Here is a 21,780-nt window from a genome sequence, read left to right on the forward strand (position 1 = left end):
CGATGGATGCGATCGAACGGCTGATCCGACCGCGTAGCGTCGCCATCATCGGTGCCTCCGCGGACCCCAGCAAGACGTCGGGGCGGCCAGTCTCCTATCTCCTGAAGCACGGATTTGCCGGCGAGATCTATCCGGTCAATCCGAAGGTCGGAGAGATCGGCGGCCGGGCCTGCTACCCCGATGTCGCTTCGCTGCCCGATGTGCCTGACGTCGGCATCGTCTTGCTCGGCGCGGAGCGCGCGCACATCGCAGTGCGCGAATTGTCGAAGCGGGGGGCTGCCGCGGCGATCGTTCTGGCCAGCGGCTTCACCGAAACCGGGGCGGAAGGCGCCGAGCGCCAGAAGCAGCTCATGGACGCCGCCGGATCCATGCGGCTGCTCGGGCCGAACACGATCGGCCTCGTCAATCTCACCGACAATATCGTGCTGTCGGCATCCGGCGCGCTGGCGATGGATCACTTCCCGACAGGCTCGATCGGGCTGGTCTCGCAAAGCGGGGGCATTCTCGGCGCCTTGTTGTCGCGCGCCGCGGCGCGCGGGGTAGGGCTGTCAAAGCTGGTGTCGACCAGCAACGAAGCCGATCTCGAACTCGCCGACTTCATCGACTTTCTGGCCGATGACGGCGCAACCAGGGTCATTGCGCTCTATATCGAGGCGATCCGCAACCCGGCTCGCTTTCGGGAGGCAGTCCTCAAGGCGCGCCGCGCCGGCAAGCCCGTTGTCGCCTTCAAGATCGGGCGATCGGAAGCGGGGGCAAAGGCGGCCGTCTCGCACACGGGCGCGCTTGCGGGCTCCGACCGCATGTACGACGCCTTGTTCAGGCAGCTTGGCGTGATCCGCGCAAAAACGTTCGAAGACCTGCTCGACATTCCCGCAGCCCTTAGCGCAGGGCGGAAGCTGTCCGGCAAGCGTGTGGCGATCCTGACCTCGACCGGCGGCGCCGGCACGATCGTGTCCGACAGTCTCGGCGTCGCCGGCTTTGCGACACCCGCTCCCGACATTGAGACGGCCGCGCAATTGCGCGCATTGCAGTCGGGATCGCATGCCATGCTCGACCGCAACCCGATCGACGTGACCCTGGCTGGTCTGCAACCCGATCTGCTTCGCGCCGCAATCCGCATCCTGCTCGCAAGTCCGTCCTATGATGCGTTGACAATCATTGTCGGCTCGTCGGCCGTGGGATCGCCGACGCTGATGGCCGACGCCATCCACGACTGCCTGCCGATGAGTGACAAGCCCGTCATTGCCTATGTCAGTCCCCACGCGCCCGACGTGGCCTCCGCCCTCACCCGGCGAGGCGTCCCGGCCTATACGTCCGCCGAGAGCTGCGCTGCTGCGCTCGACGGCCTTTTGCAGGCTGCAATGCCGGAGCAGGTTCAGACATACGGCTCGGTCCAGCCGGCGGTCGATATCAGCGACGTCTCGTCGGGATCGCTGGATGAGGCACAGGCCAAGGCGCTGTTCGCCCGTTTCGGCGTTCCGGTCGTGGCGGAGAAGGTGGTCACAACATCAGGCGAAGCGGAACAAGCGGCGCGCGGCTTCAGTGGCCGCGTCGTGCTCAAGATTCTCTCGCGCGAGATCTTGCACAAGAGCGACGTCGGCGGCGTCGCGGTCAACCTGACCACTGATGCGATTGGCGGCCGCCTCACGGCGATGGCTGACGAGGTCGCGCTGAGGACCGGGAAGCGACCCGACCAATTCCTGGTTCAGAAGATGATCTCAGGCGGGGTCGAAATCATTCTCGGGATGCATCGCGATCCCCTGGGCACCGGGATCCTTCTCGGCATGGGCGGTGTCACCGCCGAACTGTTCAAGGACACGACGATGCGTCTGCTCCCACCGGAAGGCGGCCTCGGTCTGGCCGAGGCTCAAGCGATGGCGCGCGATCTCGTCACATGGCCCTTGCTGGACGGTTTTCGCGGCCGGCCGAAATGCGATGTCGAGGCGCTCGCAGCAACGATCGTCGCTTTCTCGCGCATGGTTGCGCAACTCGGCGACCGTCTCACTGAGGCTGAAATCAATCCGGTGTTCGTACTGCCGGCCGGCCAGGGCGTGAAGGCGGCAGACGGATTGGTCGTTCTCAATGTCTGAACAGAATCGGGTGCTCCAGATGGCCATTGCCGAAATCATCAATCACGACGGCGCTCGCAAGAAGGGTTTCGCCACGCGGCGTTGGTTGGACCGCGCCGTCCTTGCCTGTACCGTCTTGCCAATGATCGCGGGCATGGGAATTGCGCCCGCGCGCGCCGAATATCCGGACAAGATCGTCAAGATCGTGGTGCCCTTCGCGGCCGGTGGCGGGACCGACATCATCGCGCGAACGACGGCGCAGGAAATCCAGAGCGAGCTCGGTAAACCTGTCATCATCGAGAACAAGCCGGGCGCCGGAACCATCATTGGGACCCAGACCGTGGCCACCAGCGAGCCCGACGGCTATTCGCTGCTGATGGCCACCTTCGCGCACGCGGTCAACCCGAGCCTGTACAACAAGCTGCCGTTCGATCCGCACAAGGATTTCGCGGCGGTCGCGCTGATCGCGCGGTCTTTCAATATCGTCGTCGTCAACCCCACATCCAAGATCAACTCGATCTCCGATTTGATAGCCGAGGCCAAGGCCAATCCGGGCAAGCTCAATTTCGGTACGTTCGGCACCGGCACCTCGGCCCATCTCGCGGGCGAGCTGTTCAATGCGATGGCGAAGGTCAAGATGACGGCGGTGCCCTACAAGGGCGCGGCGCCTGCGATCAGCGATCTCCTGGGCGGGCAGATCGACGTGATGTTCACCACCGTGGCGAGCGCGGCATCGCTGGTGGCCGCGGGTCAGCTCCGGGCGCTGGCTGTCACATCCGCCGAGCGTTCGGCGGCATTTCCGCAATTGCCCACCGTCGCCGAGGCGGGGGTATCAGGCTATGCCGCGGAGTCGTGGTACGGATTATACGCTCCGACCAAGACGCCTGCTCCCGTGGTTGCACGCCTGAATCAGGCTGTCGCAAAGGCCGTCCAGTCCGGCGGCTTCAAGCAACTGGAGGCAAACGAAGGTCTCATCATGGTGGGAGGCTCTCCCGAACAGCTCGATCGCTATGTCGGGCAGGAGGAGGACCGTTGGCGCAAGCTGGTCAAGGATGCGAACATCCAGGTGCAATGACGTCGTGATCGCCGGATCCGTGTCGAATGAGGATGCCGTCAAGCGTTCGGCAACTTCGGCTCGTACCTTGAGGCGCAGGATGCAAGCTCACCTGTAATCTGCTTCACACGCAAACGCTCCCAACACCGCTAGATGAAATAGGCCCCGCTTCCGCGCGGCCCATTTCGGAGCTGGCGATGATGGCTGCATTGGCAAAGGCGATATCCCGTGCGACGAAAATCGATGTTGAGGTCGAAACTCTAAAGGTGCTCGTGATCTTCTCGGGCGCGGGCTTGCTGCTCTCCCTCGTGGCCGCGATGATCTACGGGCAGGCTGTCACCGCCGCCTTGTTCTGAGAACGTACGGGTTGACCGCGCCGAAGCGCCTCACCCGAGCTTCGACAGCCGCGCGATTCGAATTACGCCTTGCCACACGAGCCATTGCTCTGATGCAGGCTGGCGACGTCGGCGCGGCCCTGGCTTTCCGTGACCCGCCGAAGCATAGCCGATCATCGAACTGTCATCGCTTGGTCATTCGCGCTCTATTGATGGCTGCTCCTTATCCGGCGCATCGTGGAGGCTGATATGCATCTGACTGAGACAATTTCGTCCGACCGCCGGTCGATCCTGAAGGGCCTCGCGGCCGCAGCCGTCACGTCCCTGGCGGCACCAGCCACGACTGCAACGGCGATGGCGGCAACGGCGATGGCAGCCGACGGCCTGCCGGCGCAGCCGACCGGAGCGGCGGCGGCCATCGCCACCGACAATGCCTATTGGACGGCCGTGAAGGGGCTCTATGCCGTGACGCCTGAAATCGTCAATCTGGAGAACGGCTTTTGGGGCATCATGGCCGAGCCGGTGAGGCGCGAATTCATTCGCCAGTCCGACATGGTCAACTATCAGAATTCCTATTACGCGCGGCAGCGCGCGGGGGCGGATTTCGAGGCCGTGCGCATCAAGGTGGCGCAGGCGGTCGGCGCGGCGCCCGAGGAGATTGCGCTCACCCGGGGCGCGACCGAAGCGCTGCAGCTCCTGATCGGCGGCTACAACAAGCTGAAGCCAGGCGACAGCGTGCTCTACACCGACCTCGACTACGATTCGATGCAGTATGCGATGAACGCGCTGAAGGGCCGCCGTGGCGTCGATGTCGTCAAGTTCGATGTGCCGGAGCCTGCCACCCGCCAGAGCGTGCTCGACGCCTATGGCCGCGCCCTCGAAGCGAATCCCAAGACCAGGCTCCTCCTCCTCACCCATGTCAGCCATCGCACCGGCCTCGTCATGCCGGTCGCCGAGATCGCCCGCATGGCCAAGGCCAAGGGCGTCGACATCATCCTCGACGCCGCCCATTCCTGGGGGCAGATGGACTTCAGGGTGGGCGAGCTCGGCGTCGATTTCGTCGGCTTCAACCTGCACAAATGGATCGGCGCACCGGTCGGCGTGGGCTTCCTCTACATCAGGAAGGATCGTCTCGCCGACATCGATCGTGACATGGGCGACGAGGATTTTGCGCAAGACGACATCCGCTCGCGCGTGCATACCGGCACGGTCAATTTCGCGACGGTGCTGACGGTGCCCGCGGCCGTGGCGCTCCATCAGCAGATCGGCGCCGCGGCGAAACAGGCCCGCCTGCGCTATTTGCGCGACTACTGGGTGAGCCGCGCGCGGGACTTCAAGGACATCGAGATCCTGACGCCGGATGAGCCCGGCCTGTATGGTGCGCTCACATCCTTCCGCCTTGCCGGCAAGACGAGCAAAGCCGACAACGACGCCACCGTGGCGAAGCTCAGGGACGGCCACAAGATCCTGACGGTCCGTCGCGCGGGCGTCGCCAAGGGACAATGCATCCGCGTGACGCCGGCGCTCTACAACGACGAGTCCGATCTCGACCGCTTCGTCGAGGCGCTCGCCGTCATCACGGGCACGAAGACGGGGTGAACCCGGGGGCGGGCGCCCCCGGATATCCCCGTGACCCTCACGCCGCGGCGAGCGCCGGTTGCACCGGCCGCCGGCCGATCATCAGCGACAGCACGGCCGCGACGATGCCCGTCGCGCCTGCGATCATGAAGGCCTGCAGATAATCCCCCTGCGTGGAGCGCATGAAGCCGGCGAAGACCGCGGCACAGGCGGCGCCGAGCTGATGGCCGGCGACGACCCAGCCGAAGATCAGCGGTGCATTCCTGTCGCCGAATGTTTCGTTGGCGATGCGCACGGTCGGCGGCACGGTCGCGATCCAGTCGAGCCCGTAGAACACCGCGAATACCGACAGGCTGACGAACGAGAAATCCGAGTAGGGCAGGTAGATCAGCGAGAGTCCGCGCAGGCCATAATAGAAGAACAGCAGCTTGCGCGGATCGAAGCGATCCGTAAGCCAGCCCGACAGGGTGGTGCCGAACAGGTCGAAGAACCCCATCAGCGCGAGCAGGCTCGCGGCCTGCACTTCGAAGATGCCATGGTCGCCGCAGAACGCGATCAGATGGGTGCCGACGAGGCCGTTGGTGGTGAAGCCGCAGATGAAGAAGGTCGCGAACAGGAACCAGAATGTCGGCGTCTTCGCCGCGCGCGCAAGGTTGCTGAACGCGGCGACGAACGGATTGCCCTGCGCCGGCGGCGCGGGCTGGTCCTCATGAGCGCTGCCGTATGAGCGCAGGCCAACCGTGGCAGGCCGCTCCGGCACCAGGATGTAGACCAGCGGGATCAGCGCCGCGCAGCACGCGGCGACCGTCAGCACCACCGGCTGCCAGCCGCCCCATTCGACCAGCGCCGCGAGGCCCGGCATGAAGATGAGCGTGCCGGTGGCCGTGCTCGCGGTGAGCAGGCCCATGACAAGGCCGCGATTGGTGGTGAACCAGCGGTTGACGATGGTGGCGCCGAGCACGTTGGCGACGGCACCCGAGCCGATGCCGGAGAGCAGTCCCCAAGTCAGGAACAATTGCCACGGCGTGGTCATGAAGTAGCTGGCCCCCGTCGATGCGGACATCAGCGCCAACGCGCCCAGCACCGTGCGGCGGATGCCGAAGCGCTGCATCACGGCGGCTGCGAACGGCCCCGCGAGGCCATAAAGGAAGATGCCGATTGCGGCCGACGACGAGATCACGCCGACGTCCCAGCCGAAGGTCTTCTGCAGCGGCAGCATCAGGACGCCCGGCGTCGAGCGTAGGCCGGCGGCGGCAAGCAGCGCCAGGAAGATCACGGCGACAACCACGAAGGCGTAGTTCTGGCCGAACGGCCGTCTGGACACGGAGGCAGATTGAACGGCGGCGGGTTGAACGGGGGAGTGGGGCATGTTACTTACCGGTACGTATTGCGATGCGGCATTAGTACGTACCGGTCAGTAACATTGTCAAGCCCTCTTCCGAAGGTCGGACTGAGTCAGATGAAGAAAAAAGCCGAAAAAGCCGCGGCCGCGCCCATCCGGGCCGCCGACCGCATTCGCGCATCCGCAAGCGAATTGTTCTACCGCGAGGGCATCCGCGCCGTCGGCGTCGACGAGGTGGTGGACCGCGCCGGCGTCACCAAGCCCAGCCTCTATCGCAGCTTCGCCTCCAAGGACGATCTCGCCGCCGCTTACTTGCGCGACTACGATCTGGAATTCTGGGAAAATTTCGAACGCCCCGGCGGCAAGACCTACGGCAATGCGCGCGATCACGTGCTCGCCTATATCGGCCAGCTCGTACCGCGCGCGGTGAGTAAGGGCTATCGCGGCTGCGGCCTCAGCAACGCCGCGGTGGAATATCCCTCGCGCGACAATCCGGCGCGGCAAGTCGCCGAAGCCCACAAGAAAGTTTTTCGCAAGCGCCTGCGCGAACTCGCAGCTCACATGGGCGCACGCCAGCCCGCCGTGCTCGGCGATGCGCTACTGTTGCTGATCGAAGGCATCTACGTCACCGGCCAGCAGTCCGAAGACGGCCCCGCGCAGTCGGCGCTCGCGACCGCGAAGATGTTGATTGATGCGGGGGTGAAGGGATGAGGGCGAGCTCCGCGCGCGAAAACGCGAGGCGCTGAAGGTTATGTCGCCCGCTTTGGCAGGAACTTCCGTTTTTTCCCGACGTTGAGCTGCCAGCCCGCATCAGCGGCTGGTCGCACAATGAAGAATTTTTCCAATGCCGAATTTTCACCGGAGGCGATCGAGCTGATGACCGCCGCTCTGGAAGCCGCGGTTGCGACCCTGCCCGAGCCTGTGCACTCCTCACATGTCAACGCGCTCGCCGAATCCATCCTGCGCACCGCCAGCGCCGGCGAGCGAAATGTTGCGGACTTGCAAAGGATCGCCCTGATGGAGCTGCAATTGGCGACGCGCAGATGAGGAGATCGTCATGAAAGCAATAATTGCCGTGGTCTTTGCGCTCTCGGTTACGCCGCTCGGTGTTGCCCAGGCAGAGAGCTGGACCCCTTACCGCATTCCCGAATCCGGAACCTCGGTCGACATCCCCAGCTCGGTTTTCACCGAACTGGCGGGCAAGCCTGACGGATATGGTCAGCAATTTCGGACGTCGGACGGCAGCGCCGATCTCACCGTGCAAGCTGTTCCGAACCAAGGTCTGCCGCCGGCCGAATTTCTGGCCAGGAAGAGTCCGCCCTCCGGGATCATCTACAAGCGGATCGCGCCGAGATTCTTCGTCGTCTCCAGCATCAAGCGCGGCAAGATCTGGTACGACCGCTGCAATTTCTCACGGCGCTACGTGCACTGCGTGCTGATCAATTATCCCGCGGCGGAGAAGCGGCAATGGGACCGCATTGTGACGCGGATCAGTCACACCCTGAGTGCCGACTGAAACCGGACCCTGGAAAAAAGCTGCCCGAGCAAGTCGGGCAGCAGGTCGTGAGGTTAGCGCGCCGTCGTTGACGTGGTCGACATCGTCGGCTTCGAGCCCGGGACATGCGACATCGTCTTGGTTGTCGAACCGACCTCCTGGCCGGCCTTCACCTGGGTGCGTGTATGCGAGCGGCTGAACGTGCCGCCCTCATGGGCCTGCGCCCGGGCGTTGGAATTCATCACCGGGCCGTTGCCCTTGTTCATGCTGACGCCCGTATGTGACTTGCCGTCGACGGCTGCGGCGCTTCCGCCGGCCGCAATCGACGAGCCCGTGCCGCCCGTCGCCGAGGTCGACGTGCCGCCGGTGCCGACCGTCGAGGCGGATGTGCCGCCCACCGCGGCCGAACCGCCCGTTCCCCCGGTCACACTGGTCTGTGCAAGAAGCGGCGAAGTGGCGGCAAGCAAAAGTGTGACTGCCGAAATTGTCAGGAGCGTTCTCATGTTTCAATCCTTCATGAACCTAGGGTGACGAGGTCGAGATCGTGCAGCCGTTGACGGTGATGGTGCTGGCGCTGGTCGAGCCAGGCCCTCCCGCCGTCGACGATGAGCTCGAGACGTTGCCACCGCCTGCCTGCACATGGACCGAGGATCCGCCGGCCGAGCTTGAGCTCGACAGCGAACCGCTCGAGGTGGTCGATCCGGTTGTGCCCGAGCTCGATGAGCCGACCGCGGTCATGCTTCCGTCGGCATGCTTTTCGACCGTGACCTTGCAGGTCTCGCCCGATGCTGTCTTTCCGGTCTTTTCCATGGTTGCTGCCTGAGCAGCGCCGCCCATCAAGGCCAATGCTGCGATCGCGATGATTGATCTGTTCATGCCAGTTCTCCTCCAACGAAGACGAGGGAGCGGCAGTGCTGCCGCTCCCGGCCAAGGCATCAATCCTTGTCCTTCTTGTTGTGGCCCTTGCCCTTTTCCATGCCCATCTCGCTGGCATGACCCGCGGACGAGCCGGCTGCGCCCACCGTCGAGCCGCTCTTGCCGTCGCCCGCTGACGAGCCGCCGGTGCCGAGCGTCGACGCGGAGTTGGAGCCGGAGCCCGCCGCAGAGCCGCCGGTGCCGACGCTGGACGAGCTCTTGCCGCCGCCCGCCGATGAGCCGCCGGTGCCGAGTGTCGAGGCGGAGCCGCTGCCCGAGCCGCTACCTGCCGCAGAGCCGCCGGTACCGACGCTGGACGAACTCTTGCCGCCGCCCGCCGACGAGCCGCCGGTGCCGAGGGTCGAGGCCGAGCCGCTGCCCGAGCCGCCGCCAGCCGCGGAGCCGCCCGTACCCACGGACGAACTGCTGGTGCCACCGCCAGCCGACGAGCCGCCGGTGCCGAGCGTCGAAGCCGACCCGGACCCGCTGCCGCCGGCCGAGGAGCCGCCGGTGCCGACGGTCGAGTTGCTGGTGCCGCCGCCGGCCGACGAGCCGCCCGCTCCAACTGTTGAGCTAGATTGCGCAACGGCAAGTGCCGTGCCGGCCAGAAGCGCGGCCGCAGCCGCAGAAAGCTTCAGGATCCTCATGTCGTTCTCCTCCAGTTTTTCCAAAAAATAACTCGCCAATTCAGGCACGGGATAAAGTGGCAAACGGGGAAACGTTCCTTGAGCAGGACATGATGACCCGTGCATACGGCACCTGCCGCGCGAACGGCTGCTATGCGAAGCGAATGCCACGCATCACCGCGGCTATTCATCCACTGTTCATGTGTGCCGAGAGTTCGCGCAGCGCCTTGTGCGCCGCAGTCGCGTAGAGAGCCAGCAACTCTCAGAAGGCGCCGACCATCACCTGGCGATCGTAGATCCGATGCGAAGACGCCGCGCGGGCTGGGCGCTTCGAACGAAGACTGGTGGCTGGCGTCGCAGCGCGTTGAGGCGCGGGCGGAATTTTCGTCTCTTGCTTCGGCGGCTCAGCCATCGCCATTGCGTTGCTCGCAACGCGGTCTGGCGGCTCGGCCGCAAGCGCGGGCGACGAGATCGTGGCGGTGATCTGAGTGGACGTGTCGAAGATGATTTTTTCGGGCAGCGCGCGCGCGGAGCTGATGCGAATGATCGTTCGGTCGACATCCACACTTTCAGTCCGCTCGCCAAGCGGCGTCAGAGAGCGATCGAGCGCGAAGAGCAGCGCCACGACGAAGGCGCCAGCAAACAGAACATATCGAATGACGGGCATCAGGCACTACCGCAAAAGCAACCAAGGGCGGATGCACAGGCGGGCCGCCACGCGACAGCCCGCCATTGCGCAAAGTTAGTCCACCTCTTGCACGACCATGCGGGTCTCGGGATCGACCAGCATGACGTGGCTGCCCGAATAGACGTAGCGATATTTGGTGAGCGACGGACCCCAATCGCTCGGCACGGTCGCGAGCTCGACGTCGCGCGGCACTGGCGAGCCGATCACGATCTTTTCGCGCGTTTCCACCGGGCGGATCTTGTGCTCGGTGACGTAGGACCGGATCTTGGTGCGATACTCGGGTTCGATCTGCACCGCCGCGCCATGGCCGGCACCCGTGGTGGTGACGACAGTGGATTGCGCCATCGCACTCGTCGACACGAGCAGAGCGGCGGCTGATATCAGCATGAACTTTTTCATCGCGTTCTCCCTTGCCGCTGGATGCGGCGCAGCGATGAACTCGGGATCCACCCTGCTCGTTCCCCAGGAACGGGGAACATGTGCCATTTTTTCCCGTTGCCCTCCGGGAGCAGGTTTTGGAGGAGAGAAAAAAGTGCCCGTACTGATTCTTTGGGCCGTGCCCGCAATCCTGGTCGTCGGTGGTGGCATCTATCTCATTGGCCACATGCATTGAACGCAAAGGCCCGGTTTCAGGAACCGGGGCTCGCTCACCCGGTCCGGCAACCTACCGGCGCGAAAGCTGGCGACGCCGGTCGGGGGCGGCTGCCGACCGGCCGATGCCTTGTCACCGCCACCCCAGCGCCGGCGCGACGTGCGTCAAGATCGCCTCGATCGCATGCGCGCAGTAGTCGACGCCGAGCTGGTTCGGGATCGTCAGCAACAACGTATCCGCCTCGGCAATCGCCTCGTCCTGCCGCAACTGCTCGATCAACGCATCCGGCTCCGCCGCATAGGAGCGTCCGAAGATCGCGCGCGTGCGCGGGTCGATGAAGCCGATCTGGTCGTCGCCTCCGCGTTCGCCGCCGAAATAGGCGCGGTCGCGATCGTCGATCAGCGCGAAGATGCTGCGGCTGACGGATACGCGGGGCTCGCGGGTGTGGCCAGCTTCTTTCCACGCGGCGCGATAGGCGCGGATCTGCGCGGCCTGCTGCAGATGAAAAGCCTCGCCGGTCTCGTCGTTCTTCAGCGTCGAGCTCTGAAGGTTCATGCCGAGCTGCGCCGCCCAGATCGCGGTGGCGTTCGAGCCGGCGCCCCACCAGATCCGCTCGCGCAGGCCCGGGGCATGTGGCTCGAGGCGTAGCAGTCCCGGCGGGTTCGGAAACATCGGCTGCGGATTGGGCTCCGCAAAGCCTTCGCCGCGCAGCAGGTCCAGGAAGACCTCGGCATGGCGCCGTCCCATGTGGGCATCGGTTTGGCCGTCGGTCGGCCGATAACCGAAATAGCGCCAGCCGTCGATCACCTGCTCGGGCGAGCCGCGGCTGATGCCGAGCTGCAGCCGGCCGCCGGCGATGAGATCGGCGCTGCCGGCATCTTCGATCATGTAGAGCGGGTTCTCGTAGCGCATGTCGATCACGGCGGTGCCGATCTCGATCTTGCTGGTCCTGGCGCCGACGGCGGCGAGCAGGGGGAAGGGCGAGGCGAGCTGGCGCGCGAAATGATGCACGCGAAAATAGGCGCCGTCGGCGCCGAGCTGTTCTGCCGCAACCGTAAGCTCGATGGATTGCAGCAGCGTGTCCGCCGCCGAGCGGGTCTGCGACTGCGGCGAGGGCGTCCAGTGCCCGAAGGAGAGGAATCCGATTTTTTTCATGGGGGCAACATATGGATGACCGGAGGAATTTGCGACACCTCGGCCGGAGGAAAGATGGCAGCATGGGAAAGGCGCGTGCGCCTAGGTGACGCTCCTCGTGGGAAAGCAGACCTAAGCAGACAATGTTGCAAGCGCGCCTTTTGACCCGAAGCGGACTTTTTAGAAGATGCTATCGAGATTGTTGTAGTCGTACTCGATGATCGTCGTTTTATTGAGGCGATCTTCTCGCCTGCGGACCAGACCTGTCTCAGGCGAAATCCAAAATTCCGAGAGCTGCTTTCCAGCCGCATCTCCTTCCAGAGTGGCGTAAAAATGCTCGGTAGTGACTCCCTTTGTTGTTGTTGCACCCAACATGACGCGAAAAGACGTGTTCGCCTGCTTCGCCAAAGCCGCCACAATTGGCTTGCAGTCGTCGGCCCAAGTTCCGCCTGAAGAAACGGCTGTCAAAATTGCTAGATATCTCAGAATAGCTGGGAGCTTCATTGAACGCCTCTCTTAGCAGTCCAAAGCCGATTTGCCCTTGAGCTGACCTGCGCGAGGTTTCAGAGGGTCGTTCTCGCCTTCATTAAAACGAACAGGTGAGAACCGGCAGCGATCAGCGAGAAAATGACTATCCCTAATTCAGTACCGTGCACATGCCGCGGGGAATATGTCGAAGCGAACCAGATGAAGAACCGGACCACGGCCATGAAGGCAATCATCCCCCACATAGCAAGCCATTTTGGGGCGTACCAAATTGGTTCGCCGTTGGGGCCCCATTGCATAGGAACGCGCTCGGTTTCGATACGTGGGCCAAGAGAAAGGTTTAACCCGACGACCAACGCGATAGCGAAGCCAAAGACGTAGTCTGCTGGTACCATGCTTGGCGCCTTCCAATGCTATATCCGAGGTAACAGCTGTAGATCAGGCGACCGTTGATCCCTACTTCGAGCGGAGTCTCTGCAGCCGCTTCACGGCGAATTCGTCGCCAGGCTTCAGTTTTGAGACGGCCTCGTAGTCGCGATACGCACGATCAAGCTCGCCTGCCCGTTCATAGGCCAGTCCTCGATACCTCAGGGCCGTAGTGGAGTTGGGGCTGAGTTCGAGAGCTTTATTCAAGCTTTCGATCGCGGCCTTCTCATTCTTCAGTTTGAGATGTGCGTCTCCAACGCCCACGCGAAGTCGATAGGTATCGTCTTGCGTAAGATATCCGAGTGCCAGCGCCTTGTCGTAATCGTCCAACGCGGTCTGCGGTCGGTCCCAACGATTGTAGGCCTCGGCCCGTCCAAGCATGAAGACGCCCGACGTCGGATCAAGTCTTATTGCCTCGTCAAACCGATTGATTGCTTCCTTGAACTTGCCTTGTTCCATAAGCGCCAGCCCCTGGCCATTGGGGAAAGCCCCGTTATCCGGGAACAGCTTCGCCCCGGCGGTGTAGTCGGCCAGTGCAAGCTCAAAGCGACCTTGGTGGTGATAGAAAAAGCCGCGGCCTATATAAGCGCGCGGGTCTGTAGAGCCGACCATTTCGACGGCCGCCGTGAAATCGGCTTCGGCTTGATCCCATCTTTTTGCCAGCTGAGCGGTTACGCCCCTCATCCGCAGCAGTTCCGCCCGGTCCTCGAGACTGAATTGCTGTTCGAGCCCTTCGGAGTAGATTTGAATGGCCCGCTCAAAGTCCAGCTTGCTTACGGCAATGGCAGCAGCCGTCTGGTAAGTCTGGGCGTCAGACGCAATTGCCGCAGAACAGAAGGACCAGAGCACGGACAGGAAGGCAATCCCGCGCACCACCCGCCTCTGTGCCAGGCCTATTTTCATTTGCTTCTCCGGGCCGAGAAATCGCTCTTGCCCGAAGTTAGCGCAATCGACAATAGAGAATTTCAAACAATGCAACTGCAATGCTGATTGCGGTTAAACAATCGTCAAGCGAGAAGGGCTATTCGCCATTGCGAAGCAAGTGCAGCGTGGCCTCCGCATGAAACCCGAGGATATCGCTACGGAGTAGCGGTTGGAGCTCGCCCTGCCACGCGTGCCGCGACAATGGCATCTTGCGCCTGTTTTGTCCGACGAGTCAATATTTCGTTAAAACCTAATTTCCGTTTTTCCGCTATCTCGCCTGGCAGATTCAGCGGATTCGCAGCGCACCTAAGCCATTGATCCTGCTCATGCCGGCTACTGTGCATGGGGTTGTTTTCGAGGTTTTTGTTTTGAGGGCACGACGGTGCGAGGATGAACCGGACCTGATCCGGCCCGCCCGCTACTTCATCACCCGCAGATTCTTGGTCGTGAACCGCTGCGTCTTGCCGTCTGGACGAACCGGCCGCCGCGTGCCGGCGGCCTTGCCGGTGCCGGGGGGCTGGTGCGCGGGGACCAACTGGTCGGGCCGCGAGCCGATCAGATCGGCGCGGCCCATCTCTTTCAGGGCTTCACGCAGCACCGGCCAATTGTCGGGGTCGTGATAGCGCAGGAACGCCTTGTGCAGGCGGCGCTGGCGCAGGCCCTTGATCGCCCCGACCTTGTCGCTGCCGCCGCGGCGCACGCCGCGCAGCGGGTTGACGCCGGTGTGGTACATCGCCGTTGCGGTCGCCATCGGCGAGGGCAGGAAGGTCTGCACCTGATCCGCGCGGTAGCGGTTCTTTTTGAGCCAGAGCGCGAGGTTCATCATGTCCTCGTCGGTCGTGCCGGGATGCGCCGCGATGAAATAGGGGATCAGATAGTATTTCTTGCCGGCCTGTTCGGCCGCGGCATCGAACATGCGCTTGAACTGGTTATAGGCGCCAATGCCCGGCTTCATCATCTTGTCGAGCGGGCCGCGCTCGGTATGCTCCGGCGCGATCTTCAAATAACCGCCGACGTGATGGGTGACGAGCTCCTTGATGTATTCGGGGCTCTCGACCGCGAGGTCGTAGCGCACGCCGGAGGCGACCATCACCTTCTTGATGCCCTTGGTCTCGCGCACCTTGCGATAGAGCCGGATCAGATCGTCATGCGAGGTGTTGAGGTTCGGGCAGATCTCGGGGAAGACGCAGGACGGCCGCCGGCACGCCGCCTCGACCTTCGGGTCCTTGCACGCCATCCGGTACATGTTGGCAGTGGGGCCGCCGATGTCGGAGATCACGCCGGTGAAGCCGGGCGTCTTGTCGCGGATCTTCTCGATCTCGCGCAGGATCGAGCCTTCGGAACGGTTCTGGATGATGCGGCCCTCGTGCTCGGTGATCGAGCAGAAGGTGCAGCCGCCAAAACAGCCGCGCATGATCGTCACCGAGAACTTGATCATGTCCCACGCCGGGATCTTCGCGTCACCGTAGGACGGATGCGGCGCGCGGGCGTAGGGTAGATCGTAGACGGCGTCCATCTCGTCCGACGTCAGCGGGATCGGCGGCGGATTGAGCCAGAGGTCGCGATCGCCGTGACGCTGTACCAGCGGCCGCGCATTGCCGGGATTGCTCTCCCGGTGCAGCACGCGTGACGCACGCGCATAGGCTTCCTTGTCCTGCTCGACCTGCTCCAGCGCCGGCAGCCGGATCACGGTTAAGCCTTTCGTCCGCGACGCGCCTTCATCGGCGGAGTCGAGATCGTCGGCGTGCAGCTCGGTGTAGTCTTCAGGCACGCGGCGGAACAGCGCGACGCCCCTGATGTCGTCGAGCTCGCGCGGTGCCTCGCCGGCGGCAAGACGGTTAGCGACCTCGACGACGGCGCGCTCGGCGTTGCCGTAGAGCAGCAGGTCGGCCTTGGCGTCGGCCAGCACCGAGCGGCGCACCTTGTCGGACCAGTAATCGTAATGCGCGATCCGGCGCAGCGACGCCTCGATGCCGCCGAGCACGACCGGCACGCCCTTGAACGCCTCGCGGCAGCGTTGCGCGTAGACGACGGTGCAGCGGTCCGGCCGCTTGCCGCCTTCGCCGCCCGCCGTGTAGGCGTCGTCATGGCGCAGGCGGCGGTCCGCGGTGTAGCGGTTCACCATCGAATCCATGTTGCCGCCGGTGACACCGAAGAACACCTTTGGCTTGCCCAAGGCCTTGAACGGCTCGGCCGAGTGCCAGTCCGGCTGTGAGATGATGCCGACCCGGAAACCTTGCGCCTCCAGCAGCCGGCCGATGATCGCCATGCCAAAACTGGGGTGGTCGACATAGGCATCGCCCGTCACCAGCACGATGTCGCAGGCATCCCAGCCGAGCGCATCCATCTCGGCGCGGCTCATGGGGAGGAACGGCGCCGGCTTGCGCGGGCGCGCCTGCGCCATCAGGGGCTTTTCGGCGGCGATGATCTGGATGTCCATGGGGCCTACGCATAGGACTCCGGGCGTACAAATTCAACCGACGGTCGGTACGGAACTGGAATTAGACGCCGAGGACCGAAGTCGCCCATTCGCCCTGCGCCTGCCGCAAAGGTCCGGCCCGGTGCTAAGTCGCCGCCTCCCGCCGGGCATTTCTGCGCATGGCCTCCGCAGGGACGCCGAAAGAGCGGACGAAGGCGCGGCGCATGCGCTCGCGATCGGCAAAGCCGGTCTCCTGCGCCACGACATTAACCGTGTGCCGCCCTTCTTCGATCATGAACCTGGCGGCCTCCAGCCGAAGCTGTTCAACCGCCTTTGCCGGTGAATGACCGGTTTCAGCCAAAAAGGCCCGGCTGAACTGGCGCGGGCTGAGTTTGGCGACGGCCGCGAGTTCCTCGATCGTGAGCGGGTTTCGAAGGTTTTGGCGGATGTGGGTCAGGACCAGCTCGATGCGATCGGATTTGGGCGTCATCTCGAGCAGCGCGGAATGCTGCTTTTGGCCGCCGAGCCGGCGCTGATGCATGACCAGAAGTCTTGCCGCCATTTTCGCGGCGTCCGGACCAAGATCGTTGTCGATCAGCGCCAGGACGAGGTCGATCCCCGCCGTCATCCCTGCCGACGTCCAGATCGGACCGTCGTTGATGAAGATGCGGTCTTCCTCGGTGGTGACCTCGGGGAATCGGACCCGGAAGCTCGGCGCATGGGCCCAGTGCATCGTCGCGCGCCGGCCATTGAGCAGGCCGGCCTCGGCGAGAACGAACGCGCCGCTGCAAATCGAGGCGACGCGTCTGGATGCCTTGGCCGCTTCCTTCACGAACGCGATCATGCCTGCGGCGGACGGAGGCATGTCCATCTCGGTGATCGAGCCGATGATGACGGTGTCGAATGAGGGATCGCCGAACGCTTCGGTTTGCAGCGTCATGCCTGCGGAAGATCGAACCGGTCCGCCATGCTCTGAAAGCAGACGGATGTCGTAGCGCTGGTTGGCGGGGGGCAGATTGACGACTTCAAATGCCGTCAGGGCCGCAAGGCTCATCATCTGAAACCCTTGCGGCACGATGAAGCCGACCCGATGCATGTTCGCTCCTCTGGCACGAATGGTGGCAAGAACGACCTACGTCGCCCCCGCGGTAGTCGCTAGAGTCGCGTCATCCAATCCCGCTCCGGCGCATCGCCGCCAAACGACGCTCAAGCGACGCCCAATCAACGCCCATGTCAGCGCTCCCGTGAGGAAGAAAGGATGAAGCATGTCTTCTGAACACACCGCCTTCGTCGAGCATCGCATTTCCAGGGGCGAAGGAACAGTCTACGCGCGGGACTATGCTGGTTCTGGCCCGGCCTTCGTGCTCATGCACGGCTTCCCCGACAATTTGCGTATCTGGGATGACTTGATTCCGTTCCTGCTTGCCGAGGGCCGGCGCGTCGTGACGTTCGACTTCCTGGGTTTTGGAGCCTCCGACAAGCCTGCGGGCATCACTTACAGCTTCAAGCAGCAATTGGGCGACCTCGAGGCCGTCGTGGGCCATTTGGGTTTGGGGACGATCGTCCCGGTTGCTCACGATTCCTCGGGGATGGCGACGCTCAACTATGCGCTCGCGCATCCGGAAGGCGTCGCCTCCATGATCATGCTCAACTCCGCTTACAGCGAAGACGACACGGTGCTCTGGCCCGAGATGATCACCCTGTTCGCGACCCGGAGCATGCAGGCGCTGGCCATGGCGATTGCGCAGAGCCCCGAACAATTTGGCTGGCTGCTGACATGGCAGCAGAAGAAATTCCTGGATTCGTTGCCCGAGGCGCAAAAGTCCCACTTCGCTGCGTTCATCGGTCCGGTGATCCGCGACAACTTTCTCGCCCAACCCGGTGCCGGTCCGGCCTTCGTGCAGTTGGCCGCGGAATTCTTCGATGAGCACGCGCGCAACGCCCAGCATCTGGCCGCGCTCAAGCGGCTGGATGTTCCGGTCAAGTTGATCTGGGGGCAGTACGATCCCTACTTCCCGATCGCCCTGGCCGAGCGCCGCCGATCCCAACTCAAGAATGCGTCGCTTACCGTCATCCCGGCCGGTCACTGGCTGCAGGCCGACGAGCCGGCGCAGGTTGCGAAGGCGATGCTGTCATGAGCCGCGCTCTCGACAAATGCGCCGTTCGCGCGCACCCGCTGATCGGGTTTGCCCGTGCCGTTGGCTTCGTCGCAATGCTGGCCGCAGTCGGTCCGGCCGCTTCACGCGCACAATCGCCATCGTCGAACCTGGACGTCCCTACGACCAAGCTGCTGGCAATCGGCACCTTCACTGCGCAGGGAGCGCCGGACAAGTGGAAGCCGCTTCTCGCGGCCGAAGTGCGCGACACCGTACGGCTCTATCTCGCGGGCAAAATCGACCAATGGTACCTCAAGCAGGACCAGAGCGGCGTCGTCTTCATGATGAATGTCACCGATCCGAAGGAGGCTCTGGAGCTGCTCGGCAGGTTTCCGTTCGGCCAGGCCGGGCTGATGGAATTCCAGATCATCCCGCTCGGCCCCATCGCTCCGCTTCGCGTGCTCCTGACCGAGCCCGCGAAGTAGTCGGCAGCGCGCAAAACCGGTTCAAAAAGAAGGAAACAGAAAATGCCCGACAACAAGAATCCGCGCGTCCACGCCGAGATGCTACCCGCGCTCGCCGCTGCAGTTGGTCCCACAACCAAGATCCTGGCGATCGGCTCTGTCACGGCCAAGGGCACGCCGGAGGCGATCGCGCCCGTCCTGCCTCACGAAGTCCGCGCAACGGTTCGCAACCATCTCGCCGGCAAGATCGAGCAATGGTTCTTCCAGACAGAGGGCTACGGCGTCGTCTTCATCGTCAACGCCAAAAGCACCGCCGAGGCCCATGAACTCCTGGAGAAGCTTCCTCTTGGCGTCGCCGGGATGATGGAGTTCGAGCTGATCGCGCTCGGGCCGCTGGCGCCGCTCGCCATGCTGATCGGCGAGCCGCCTCGCACGTGATGCGAGCCGCTGCCAAGGCCGCCGCCGCCAGACATCGGTGCGCGACGACGGATGCGGTTGCGTCCGCACTGTGACGGCGCCCACATACCGGACGCCTGCACCGCGTCATGCTCTCCCTCGTTTCATGGGAGAGATCGATGTTCGTGCTCGACATGCTGCTGATCCTGGCGATGATGTTTTTCCTGTTCCTGCCGATCACCGATCGCAAGACGGTGCGGATGAAGCTCTGCATGCTGTGCGCGCTGCTGGCGATGTTCTCGGTGTCCGCCACGCGCACCTATGTTGCGCCGGTGCAGCTGGCCGGCATCGGCTCGACGCATTGAACGCGGGCCGAGATCGAACCCGCCTCGATAGTTCCATCACGGCAGGAACCATCCGTCTCCGCGAACATTCTGATGCAGGGTTTGCGCCGGGCCCGGCCGGCGCGCGCTTGCGTCCTGGGTCGGTTATGGCCTCGATGTTCGCCTCTGGCGATGGGGGAGCCGTGAGTACAGTCATAGAGAACTTGCTGCTGCGAAAGCAGAAGCTCGTGGAGGAACTCGAGAAGGCGCAAGCCGTCGAGGATCGCGATCGCATCGAGCACCAGCTCGAACAGATCAACACCGCGCTGGATTTTCTAGATAGACCCGGACCGAAGGGCGGGCGGTAGCAGCGTTCAATCTACCTTCAGCGCCTCTACCTTCAGCGCCTCTACCTTCAAGGCTTTGGCATAGGTCACGCCCGAATTGGTGATGTGCACCGTCATCAGTTTTTCAAAATCAGCGAACTCGCCGCGGGCGAACAGATCGAGCAGCTTGCGATGCTCGTCGAAGGAGGTGCGCGTGCGTACGTCGATCGGCGACGTCAAATTGGTGCGCAGTGCCGCGACGCGCCCTGAGACGAGCTGATAGGATTCGGCGAGGTAGCGGTTGCCGCAATGCGCGAACAGACCCTCGTGAAAGACGGCGTCCGCCCGTCCGTAGGCGATGTTATCCCTGGCCGCGATCGCCGGCTCCATCGCCGCGATCGCCTCGCCCATCGTCGCGATCGCGCCGTCGCGATCGTGGCGGAAGGCGAGCTCGGCGGCCTTGGGCTCCAGCGCGACCCTGAAGGTGCAGAGCGCGTTGATGTCTTCCGCACTCGGCGTGAACACAAAGCTGCCGACCTGCGGCCGGATCACGACGAGGCCCTGGGCCTGCAACTGGCCCATCGCCTCGCGCACCGGCGTGCGGCTGACGCCGAACGAGTTTGCCACCATCTCCTCGGAGATCGCGGCGCCGAGCGCGAACTCGCCGTCGATGATGGCCTGCCGCAGCCGCTGCATCACCCGCTGCGACAGCGATTTCGGCGCATCGAGCTTCAGCGATCGCATGGCTCTCTCAGATCACCTTGCCGGGATTGAGCAGATGGTCGGGATCGAGCGCGGCCTTCAGCGTCCGCATCAGCGCGATCTCGGCCTCGCTCCTCGCATGGCCCAGCCATTTCTTCTTCAGCGTGCCGATGCCGTGCTCGGCGGAGACGCTGCCGCCCATTTCACGCACGAGACCGTAGATGATCGCGTCCATCTCCTCCTTCGGCTGCTGCTCGACGGTGAGGCCGGTGACCCAGGAAACCAGATGCAGATTGCCGTCGCCGATATGGCCGTAATAGACGCTCTCGCAGCCCCTGATGCCATCAGCGAGCGCGGCCTTGCAGCGCGTCACGAACTCGTCCATCCGTGCCACCGCGAGGCCGATGTCGTAGGAGATGTGCGGCCCCAGCACCTGGCCGAACTCGGCGCAGATGTCGCGCACGCGCCAGAAGCTTTGCGTCTGCGCCAGCGATTGCGCCACCGCGGCATCGGCGAGCAGCCCGCCCTCCATCAGCTCTTCGAGCCAGCTTTGGAAGCGCGGCGCGTCGAGGCTCTCGTCGGTACCCTGCGCTTCCACCAGCACGTAGAGACCGTGGCCTGCGGCGACCGGCGGCTTCACTCCGGCGCGAATCGTGATCACGTCCCAGTAATCCGGCCACATCACTTCGAACGCCGACAGCAGCGGACCCAGCCCGCTGCGTGCGGCGCCGAGCAGTGCCACCACCGCGGCATAGTCCTTGAGCGCGCAGAGCGCGGCCATGGTCGAGCGCGGTTTCGGGAACAGCCGCAGTACCACGCGGGTGATGATGCCAAGCGTGCCCTCGGAGCCGATGAAGAGGTGCTTCAGATCGTAGCCGGCATTGTTCTTCATCAGCTTGTTGAGACTGGTGATGATGGTGCCGTCGGGCAGCACCACTTCGAGCCCGAGCACCAGCTCGCGCGTCATGCCGTAGCGGATCACGCGGTTGCCGCCGGCATTGGTCGAGAGATTGCCGCCGATCGCGCAGGAGCCGCGCGAGCCGAGATCGAGCGGAAAGAAGAACCCGGCTTCGTCGGCGGCCTTCTGGATCGTCTCCAGCGGCGTGCCTGCTTTCACCGTCATCGTCATCGACGCATGATCGATCTCCTCGATGCCGCTCATGCGCTCCAGCGAGATCGCGACCCAGCCTGCTTCAGGCGAGGCGCCGCGGCACAGTCCGGTCAATCCGCCCTGCGGCACGAACGGCAGATGCGCCTGCCGGCAGGTCAGAATCGCGTCGGCGACGCCTTGCGCGTCGAGCGGGCGGATCACCGCGCGTGGCGTCTGCGGCAGGCTCGCGCTCCAGTCGTTGCAATTGCGCGCGGGCACGTCGGTGCCAACAAGCACGGC

At 63.9% G+C, this 21,780-nt stretch carries 27 protein-coding genes; 13 read left to right on the forward strand and 14 right to left on the reverse strand.

Annotated elements, in window-relative coordinates; all coding sequences use genetic code 11:
• Positions 1-2: 2 nt before the first annotated feature.
• The 4 genes from IVB31_RS32385 (at position 3) to IVB31_RS32400 (ending at position 5,057) form a co-directional block, all read left to right on the forward strand.
• Positions 3-2,090, forward strand: coding sequence for an acetate--CoA ligase family protein (locus IVB31_RS32385; protein ID WP_247332100.1), 2,088 nt, complete (start codon positions 3-5; stop codon positions 2,088-2,090).
• Positions 2,083-3,144, forward strand: coding sequence for a tripartite tricarboxylate transporter substrate binding protein (locus tag IVB31_RS32390; RefSeq protein ID WP_247332101.1), 1,062 nt, complete (start codon positions 2,083-2,085; stop codon positions 3,142-3,144). Before IVB31_RS32385 ends, IVB31_RS32390 begins: the two co-directional genes overlap by 8 nt.
• A gap of 176 nt (positions 3,145-3,320) precedes the next feature.
• Complete coding sequence (locus IVB31_RS32395) at positions 3,321-3,479, forward strand: hypothetical protein (protein ID WP_247332102.1); 159 nt, start codon at positions 3,321-3,323, stop codon at positions 3,477-3,479.
• 228 nt (positions 3,480-3,707) lie between these two features.
• Entirely contained in the window at positions 3,708-5,057 is a 1,350-nt protein-coding gene (locus IVB31_RS32400; protein ID WP_247332103.1) for an aminotransferase class V-fold PLP-dependent enzyme, read from the forward strand.
• A 37-nt stretch (positions 5,058-5,094) separates the two neighbouring features.
• On the opposite strand, the gene IVB31_RS32405 is transcribed toward IVB31_RS32400, so the two are convergent.
• Positions 5,095-6,405 (reverse strand): MFS transporter, encoded by a 1,311-nt coding sequence (locus IVB31_RS32405; protein WP_247332104.1) that lies wholly within the window; start codon positions 6,403-6,405, stop codon positions 5,095-5,097.
• 90 nt (positions 6,406-6,495) lie between these two features.
• Between IVB31_RS32405 and IVB31_RS32410 the strand changes: the two genes are divergently transcribed.
• The 3 genes from IVB31_RS32410 to IVB31_RS32420 all read left to right on the forward strand — a co-directional run bounded on the left by IVB31_RS32410 (position 6,496) and on the right by IVB31_RS32420 (position 7,894).
• Positions 6,496-7,089 carry a TetR/AcrR family transcriptional regulator gene (locus tag IVB31_RS32410; protein WP_247332105.1) on the forward strand — a complete coding sequence of 198 codons (594 nt, stop codon included), beginning with the start codon at positions 6,496-6,498 and terminating at the stop codon, positions 7,087-7,089.
• Between the two features lie 117 nt (positions 7,090-7,206).
• Positions 7,207-7,425, forward strand: coding sequence for a hypothetical protein (locus tag IVB31_RS32415; protein WP_247332107.1), 219 nt, complete (start codon positions 7,207-7,209; stop codon positions 7,423-7,425).
• Positions 7,426-7,435: 10 nt separating this feature from the next.
• Complete coding sequence (locus IVB31_RS32420; protein WP_247332109.1) at positions 7,436-7,894, forward strand: hypothetical protein; 459 nt, start codon at positions 7,436-7,438, stop codon at positions 7,892-7,894.
• 53 nt (positions 7,895-7,947) lie between these two features.
• On the opposite strand, the gene IVB31_RS32425 is transcribed toward IVB31_RS32420, so the two are convergent.
• The 5 genes from IVB31_RS32425 to IVB31_RS32445 form a co-directional block, all read right to left on the reverse strand.
• Positions 7,948-8,376 (reverse strand): hypothetical protein, encoded by a 429-nt coding sequence (locus IVB31_RS32425; protein WP_247332111.1) that lies wholly within the window; start codon positions 8,374-8,376, stop codon positions 7,948-7,950.
• 19 nt (positions 8,377-8,395) lie between these two features.
• Positions 8,396-8,749 (reverse strand): hypothetical protein, encoded by a 354-nt coding sequence (locus tag IVB31_RS32430; protein WP_247332113.1) that lies wholly within the window; start codon positions 8,747-8,749, stop codon positions 8,396-8,398.
• A gap of 59 nt (positions 8,750-8,808) precedes the next feature.
• A complete protein-coding gene (locus IVB31_RS32435; protein ID WP_346730905.1) occupies positions 8,809-9,429 on the reverse strand; it encodes a hypothetical protein in 621 nt (206 codons plus the stop codon).
• A 247-nt stretch (positions 9,430-9,676) separates the two neighbouring features.
• Positions 9,677-10,039 (reverse strand): hypothetical protein, encoded by a 363-nt coding sequence (locus IVB31_RS32440; RefSeq protein ID WP_247332117.1) that lies wholly within the window; start codon positions 10,037-10,039, stop codon positions 9,677-9,679.
• A 117-nt stretch (positions 10,040-10,156) separates the two neighbouring features.
• Entirely contained in the window at positions 10,157-10,501 is a 345-nt protein-coding gene (locus IVB31_RS32445) for a DUF1236 domain-containing protein (RefSeq protein WP_247332118.1), read from the reverse strand.
• Between IVB31_RS32445 and IVB31_RS32450 the strand changes: the two genes are divergently transcribed.
• Positions 10,488-10,715, forward strand: coding sequence for a hypothetical protein (locus IVB31_RS32450; protein ID WP_247332119.1), 228 nt, complete (start codon positions 10,488-10,490; stop codon positions 10,713-10,715). The genes IVB31_RS32445 and IVB31_RS32450 overlap by 14 nt on opposite strands.
• A 111-nt stretch (positions 10,716-10,826) precedes the next feature.
• On the opposite strand, the gene IVB31_RS32455 is transcribed toward IVB31_RS32450, so the two are convergent.
• The 6 genes from IVB31_RS32455 to IVB31_RS32480 all read right to left on the reverse strand — a co-directional run bounded on the left by IVB31_RS32455 (position 10,827) and on the right by IVB31_RS32480 (position 17,179).
• Positions 10,827-11,849 (reverse strand): LLM class flavin-dependent oxidoreductase, encoded by a 1,023-nt coding sequence (locus IVB31_RS32455; RefSeq protein WP_247332120.1) that lies wholly within the window; start codon positions 11,847-11,849, stop codon positions 10,827-10,829.
• Between the two features lie 159 nt (positions 11,850-12,008).
• Positions 12,009-12,332 (reverse strand): hypothetical protein, encoded by a 324-nt coding sequence (locus IVB31_RS32460; protein WP_247332121.1) that lies wholly within the window; start codon positions 12,330-12,332, stop codon positions 12,009-12,011.
• Positions 12,333-12,391: 59 nt separating this feature from the next.
• Positions 12,392-12,709 (reverse strand): DUF1648 domain-containing protein, encoded by a 318-nt coding sequence (locus IVB31_RS32465; RefSeq protein WP_247332122.1) that lies wholly within the window; start codon positions 12,707-12,709, stop codon positions 12,392-12,394.
• Positions 12,710-12,770: 61 nt separating this feature from the next.
• Positions 12,771-13,643: a tetratricopeptide repeat protein gene (locus IVB31_RS32470; RefSeq protein WP_247332123.1), complete on the reverse strand. Its 873-nt coding sequence runs from the start codon at positions 13,641-13,643 to the stop codon at positions 12,771-12,773.
• Positions 13,644-14,082: 439 nt separating this feature from the next.
• Entirely contained in the window at positions 14,083-16,104 is a 2,022-nt protein-coding gene (locus IVB31_RS32475) for a YgiQ family radical SAM protein (RefSeq protein WP_247332124.1), read from the reverse strand.
• A gap of 124 nt (positions 16,105-16,228) precedes the next feature.
• Positions 16,229-17,179 carry a GlxA family transcriptional regulator gene (locus tag IVB31_RS32480; RefSeq protein WP_247332125.1) on the reverse strand — a complete coding sequence of 317 codons (951 nt, stop codon included), beginning with the start codon at positions 17,177-17,179 and terminating at the stop codon, positions 16,229-16,231.
• A gap of 169 nt (positions 17,180-17,348) precedes the next feature.
• Here IVB31_RS32480 and IVB31_RS32485 point away from each other — a divergent pair, with 169 nt between their 5' ends.
• From IVB31_RS32485 to IVB31_RS32505, 5 genes are all read left to right on the forward strand, one after another.
• Positions 17,349-18,221 carry an alpha/beta hydrolase gene (locus tag IVB31_RS32485; RefSeq protein WP_247332127.1) on the forward strand — a complete coding sequence of 291 codons (873 nt, stop codon included), beginning with the start codon at positions 17,349-17,351 and terminating at the stop codon, positions 18,219-18,221.
• Positions 18,218-18,664, forward strand: a complete 447-nt coding sequence (locus tag IVB31_RS32490; RefSeq protein ID WP_247332129.1) for a hypothetical protein — start codon at positions 18,218-18,220, stop codon at positions 18,662-18,664. Before IVB31_RS32485 ends, IVB31_RS32490 begins: the two co-directional genes overlap by 4 nt.
• A gap of 42 nt (positions 18,665-18,706) precedes the next feature.
• The gene (locus IVB31_RS32495) at positions 18,707-19,081 is read left to right on the forward strand and encodes a hypothetical protein (RefSeq protein ID WP_247332130.1); all 375 of its coding nucleotides are present in this window, start codon (positions 18,707-18,709) and stop codon (positions 19,079-19,081) included.
• A 137-nt stretch (positions 19,082-19,218) separates the two neighbouring features.
• Positions 19,219-19,404, forward strand: coding sequence for a hypothetical protein (locus tag IVB31_RS32500; RefSeq protein WP_247332131.1), 186 nt, complete (start codon positions 19,219-19,221; stop codon positions 19,402-19,404).
• 161 nt (positions 19,405-19,565) lie between these two features.
• A complete protein-coding gene (locus tag IVB31_RS32505; protein ID WP_247332132.1) occupies positions 19,566-19,730 on the forward strand; it encodes a hypothetical protein in 165 nt (54 codons plus the stop codon).
• A gap of 6 nt (positions 19,731-19,736) precedes the next feature.
• Here IVB31_RS32505 and IVB31_RS32510 read toward each other — a convergent pair whose 3' ends face one another.
• Together IVB31_RS32510 and IVB31_RS32515 are read right to left on the reverse strand one after the other, a co-directional pair.
• Positions 19,737-20,432 carry a GntR family transcriptional regulator gene (locus IVB31_RS32510; RefSeq protein WP_247332133.1) on the reverse strand — a complete coding sequence of 232 codons (696 nt, stop codon included), beginning with the start codon at positions 20,430-20,432 and terminating at the stop codon, positions 19,737-19,739.
• Positions 20,433-20,439: 7 nt separating this feature from the next.
• Positions 20,440-21,780: FAD-binding oxidoreductase (locus tag IVB31_RS32515; protein WP_247332134.1), on the reverse strand; the 1,341-nt coding region annotated here is incomplete at its 5' end.

The organism is Bradyrhizobium sp. 21, from assembly GCF_023073335.1.
GTDB lineage: Bacteria > Pseudomonadota > Alphaproteobacteria > Rhizobiales > Xanthobacteraceae > Bradyrhizobium.

Excerpts from the sequence above, each read along its gene's own strand:
- IVB31_RS32385 (WP_247332100.1), top strand. The coding sequence starts at position 3 with ATGGATGCGATCGAACGGCTGATCCGACCGCGTAGCGTCGCCATCATC.
- IVB31_RS32390 (WP_247332101.1), top strand. The coding sequence starts at position 2,083 with ATGTCTGAACAGAATCGGGTGCTCCAGATGGCCATTGCCGAAATCATC.
- IVB31_RS32395 (WP_247332102.1), top strand. The coding sequence starts at position 3,321 with ATGATGGCTGCATTGGCAAAGGCGATATCCCGTGCGACGAAAATCGAT.
- IVB31_RS32400 (WP_247332103.1), top strand. The coding sequence starts at position 3,708 with ATGCATCTGACTGAGACAATTTCGTCCGACCGCCGGTCGATCCTGAAG.
- IVB31_RS32405 (WP_247332104.1), bottom strand. The coding sequence starts at position 6,405 with ATGCCCCACTCCCCCGTTCAACCCGCCGCCGTTCAATCTGCCTCCGTG.
- IVB31_RS32410 (WP_247332105.1), top strand. The coding sequence starts at position 6,496 with ATGAAGAAAAAAGCCGAAAAAGCCGCGGCCGCGCCCATCCGGGCCGCC.
- IVB31_RS32415 (WP_247332107.1), top strand. The coding sequence starts at position 7,207 with ATGAAGAATTTTTCCAATGCCGAATTTTCACCGGAGGCGATCGAGCTG.
- IVB31_RS32420 (WP_247332109.1), top strand. The coding sequence starts at position 7,436 with ATGAAAGCAATAATTGCCGTGGTCTTTGCGCTCTCGGTTACGCCGCTC.
- IVB31_RS32425 (WP_247332111.1), bottom strand. The coding sequence starts at position 8,376 with ATGAGAACGCTCCTGACAATTTCGGCAGTCACACTTTTGCTTGCCGCC.
- IVB31_RS32430 (WP_247332113.1), bottom strand. The coding sequence starts at position 8,749 with ATGAACAGATCAATCATCGCGATCGCAGCATTGGCCTTGATGGGCGGC.
- IVB31_RS32450 (WP_247332119.1), top strand. The coding sequence starts at position 10,488 with ATGAACTTTTTCATCGCGTTCTCCCTTGCCGCTGGATGCGGCGCAGCG.
- IVB31_RS32445 (WP_247332118.1), bottom strand. The coding sequence starts at position 10,501 with ATGAAAAAGTTCATGCTGATATCAGCCGCCGCTCTGCTCGTGTCGACG.
- IVB31_RS32455 (WP_247332120.1), bottom strand. The coding sequence starts at position 11,849 with ATGAAAAAAATCGGATTCCTCTCCTTCGGGCACTGGACGCCCTCGCCG.
- IVB31_RS32460 (WP_247332121.1), bottom strand. The coding sequence starts at position 12,332 with ATGAAGCTCCCAGCTATTCTGAGATATCTAGCAATTTTGACAGCCGTT.
- IVB31_RS32465 (WP_247332122.1), bottom strand. The coding sequence starts at position 12,709 with ATGGTACCAGCAGACTACGTCTTTGGCTTCGCTATCGCGTTGGTCGTC.
- IVB31_RS32470 (WP_247332123.1), bottom strand. The coding sequence starts at position 13,643 with ATGAAAATAGGCCTGGCACAGAGGCGGGTGGTGCGCGGGATTGCCTTC.
- IVB31_RS32475 (WP_247332124.1), bottom strand. The coding sequence starts at position 16,104 with ATGGACATCCAGATCATCGCCGCCGAAAAGCCCCTGATGGCGCAGGCG.
- IVB31_RS32480 (WP_247332125.1), bottom strand. The coding sequence starts at position 17,179 with ATGCATCGGGTCGGCTTCATCGTGCCGCAAGGGTTTCAGATGATGAGC.
- IVB31_RS32485 (WP_247332127.1), top strand. The coding sequence starts at position 17,349 with ATGTCTTCTGAACACACCGCCTTCGTCGAGCATCGCATTTCCAGGGGC.
- IVB31_RS32490 (WP_247332129.1), top strand. The coding sequence starts at position 18,218 with ATGAGCCGCGCTCTCGACAAATGCGCCGTTCGCGCGCACCCGCTGATC.
- IVB31_RS32495 (WP_247332130.1), top strand. The coding sequence starts at position 18,707 with ATGCCCGACAACAAGAATCCGCGCGTCCACGCCGAGATGCTACCCGCG.
- IVB31_RS32500 (WP_247332131.1), top strand. The coding sequence starts at position 19,219 with ATGTTCGTGCTCGACATGCTGCTGATCCTGGCGATGATGTTTTTCCTG.
- IVB31_RS32510 (WP_247332133.1), bottom strand. The coding sequence starts at position 20,432 with ATGCGATCGCTGAAGCTCGATGCGCCGAAATCGCTGTCGCAGCGGGTG.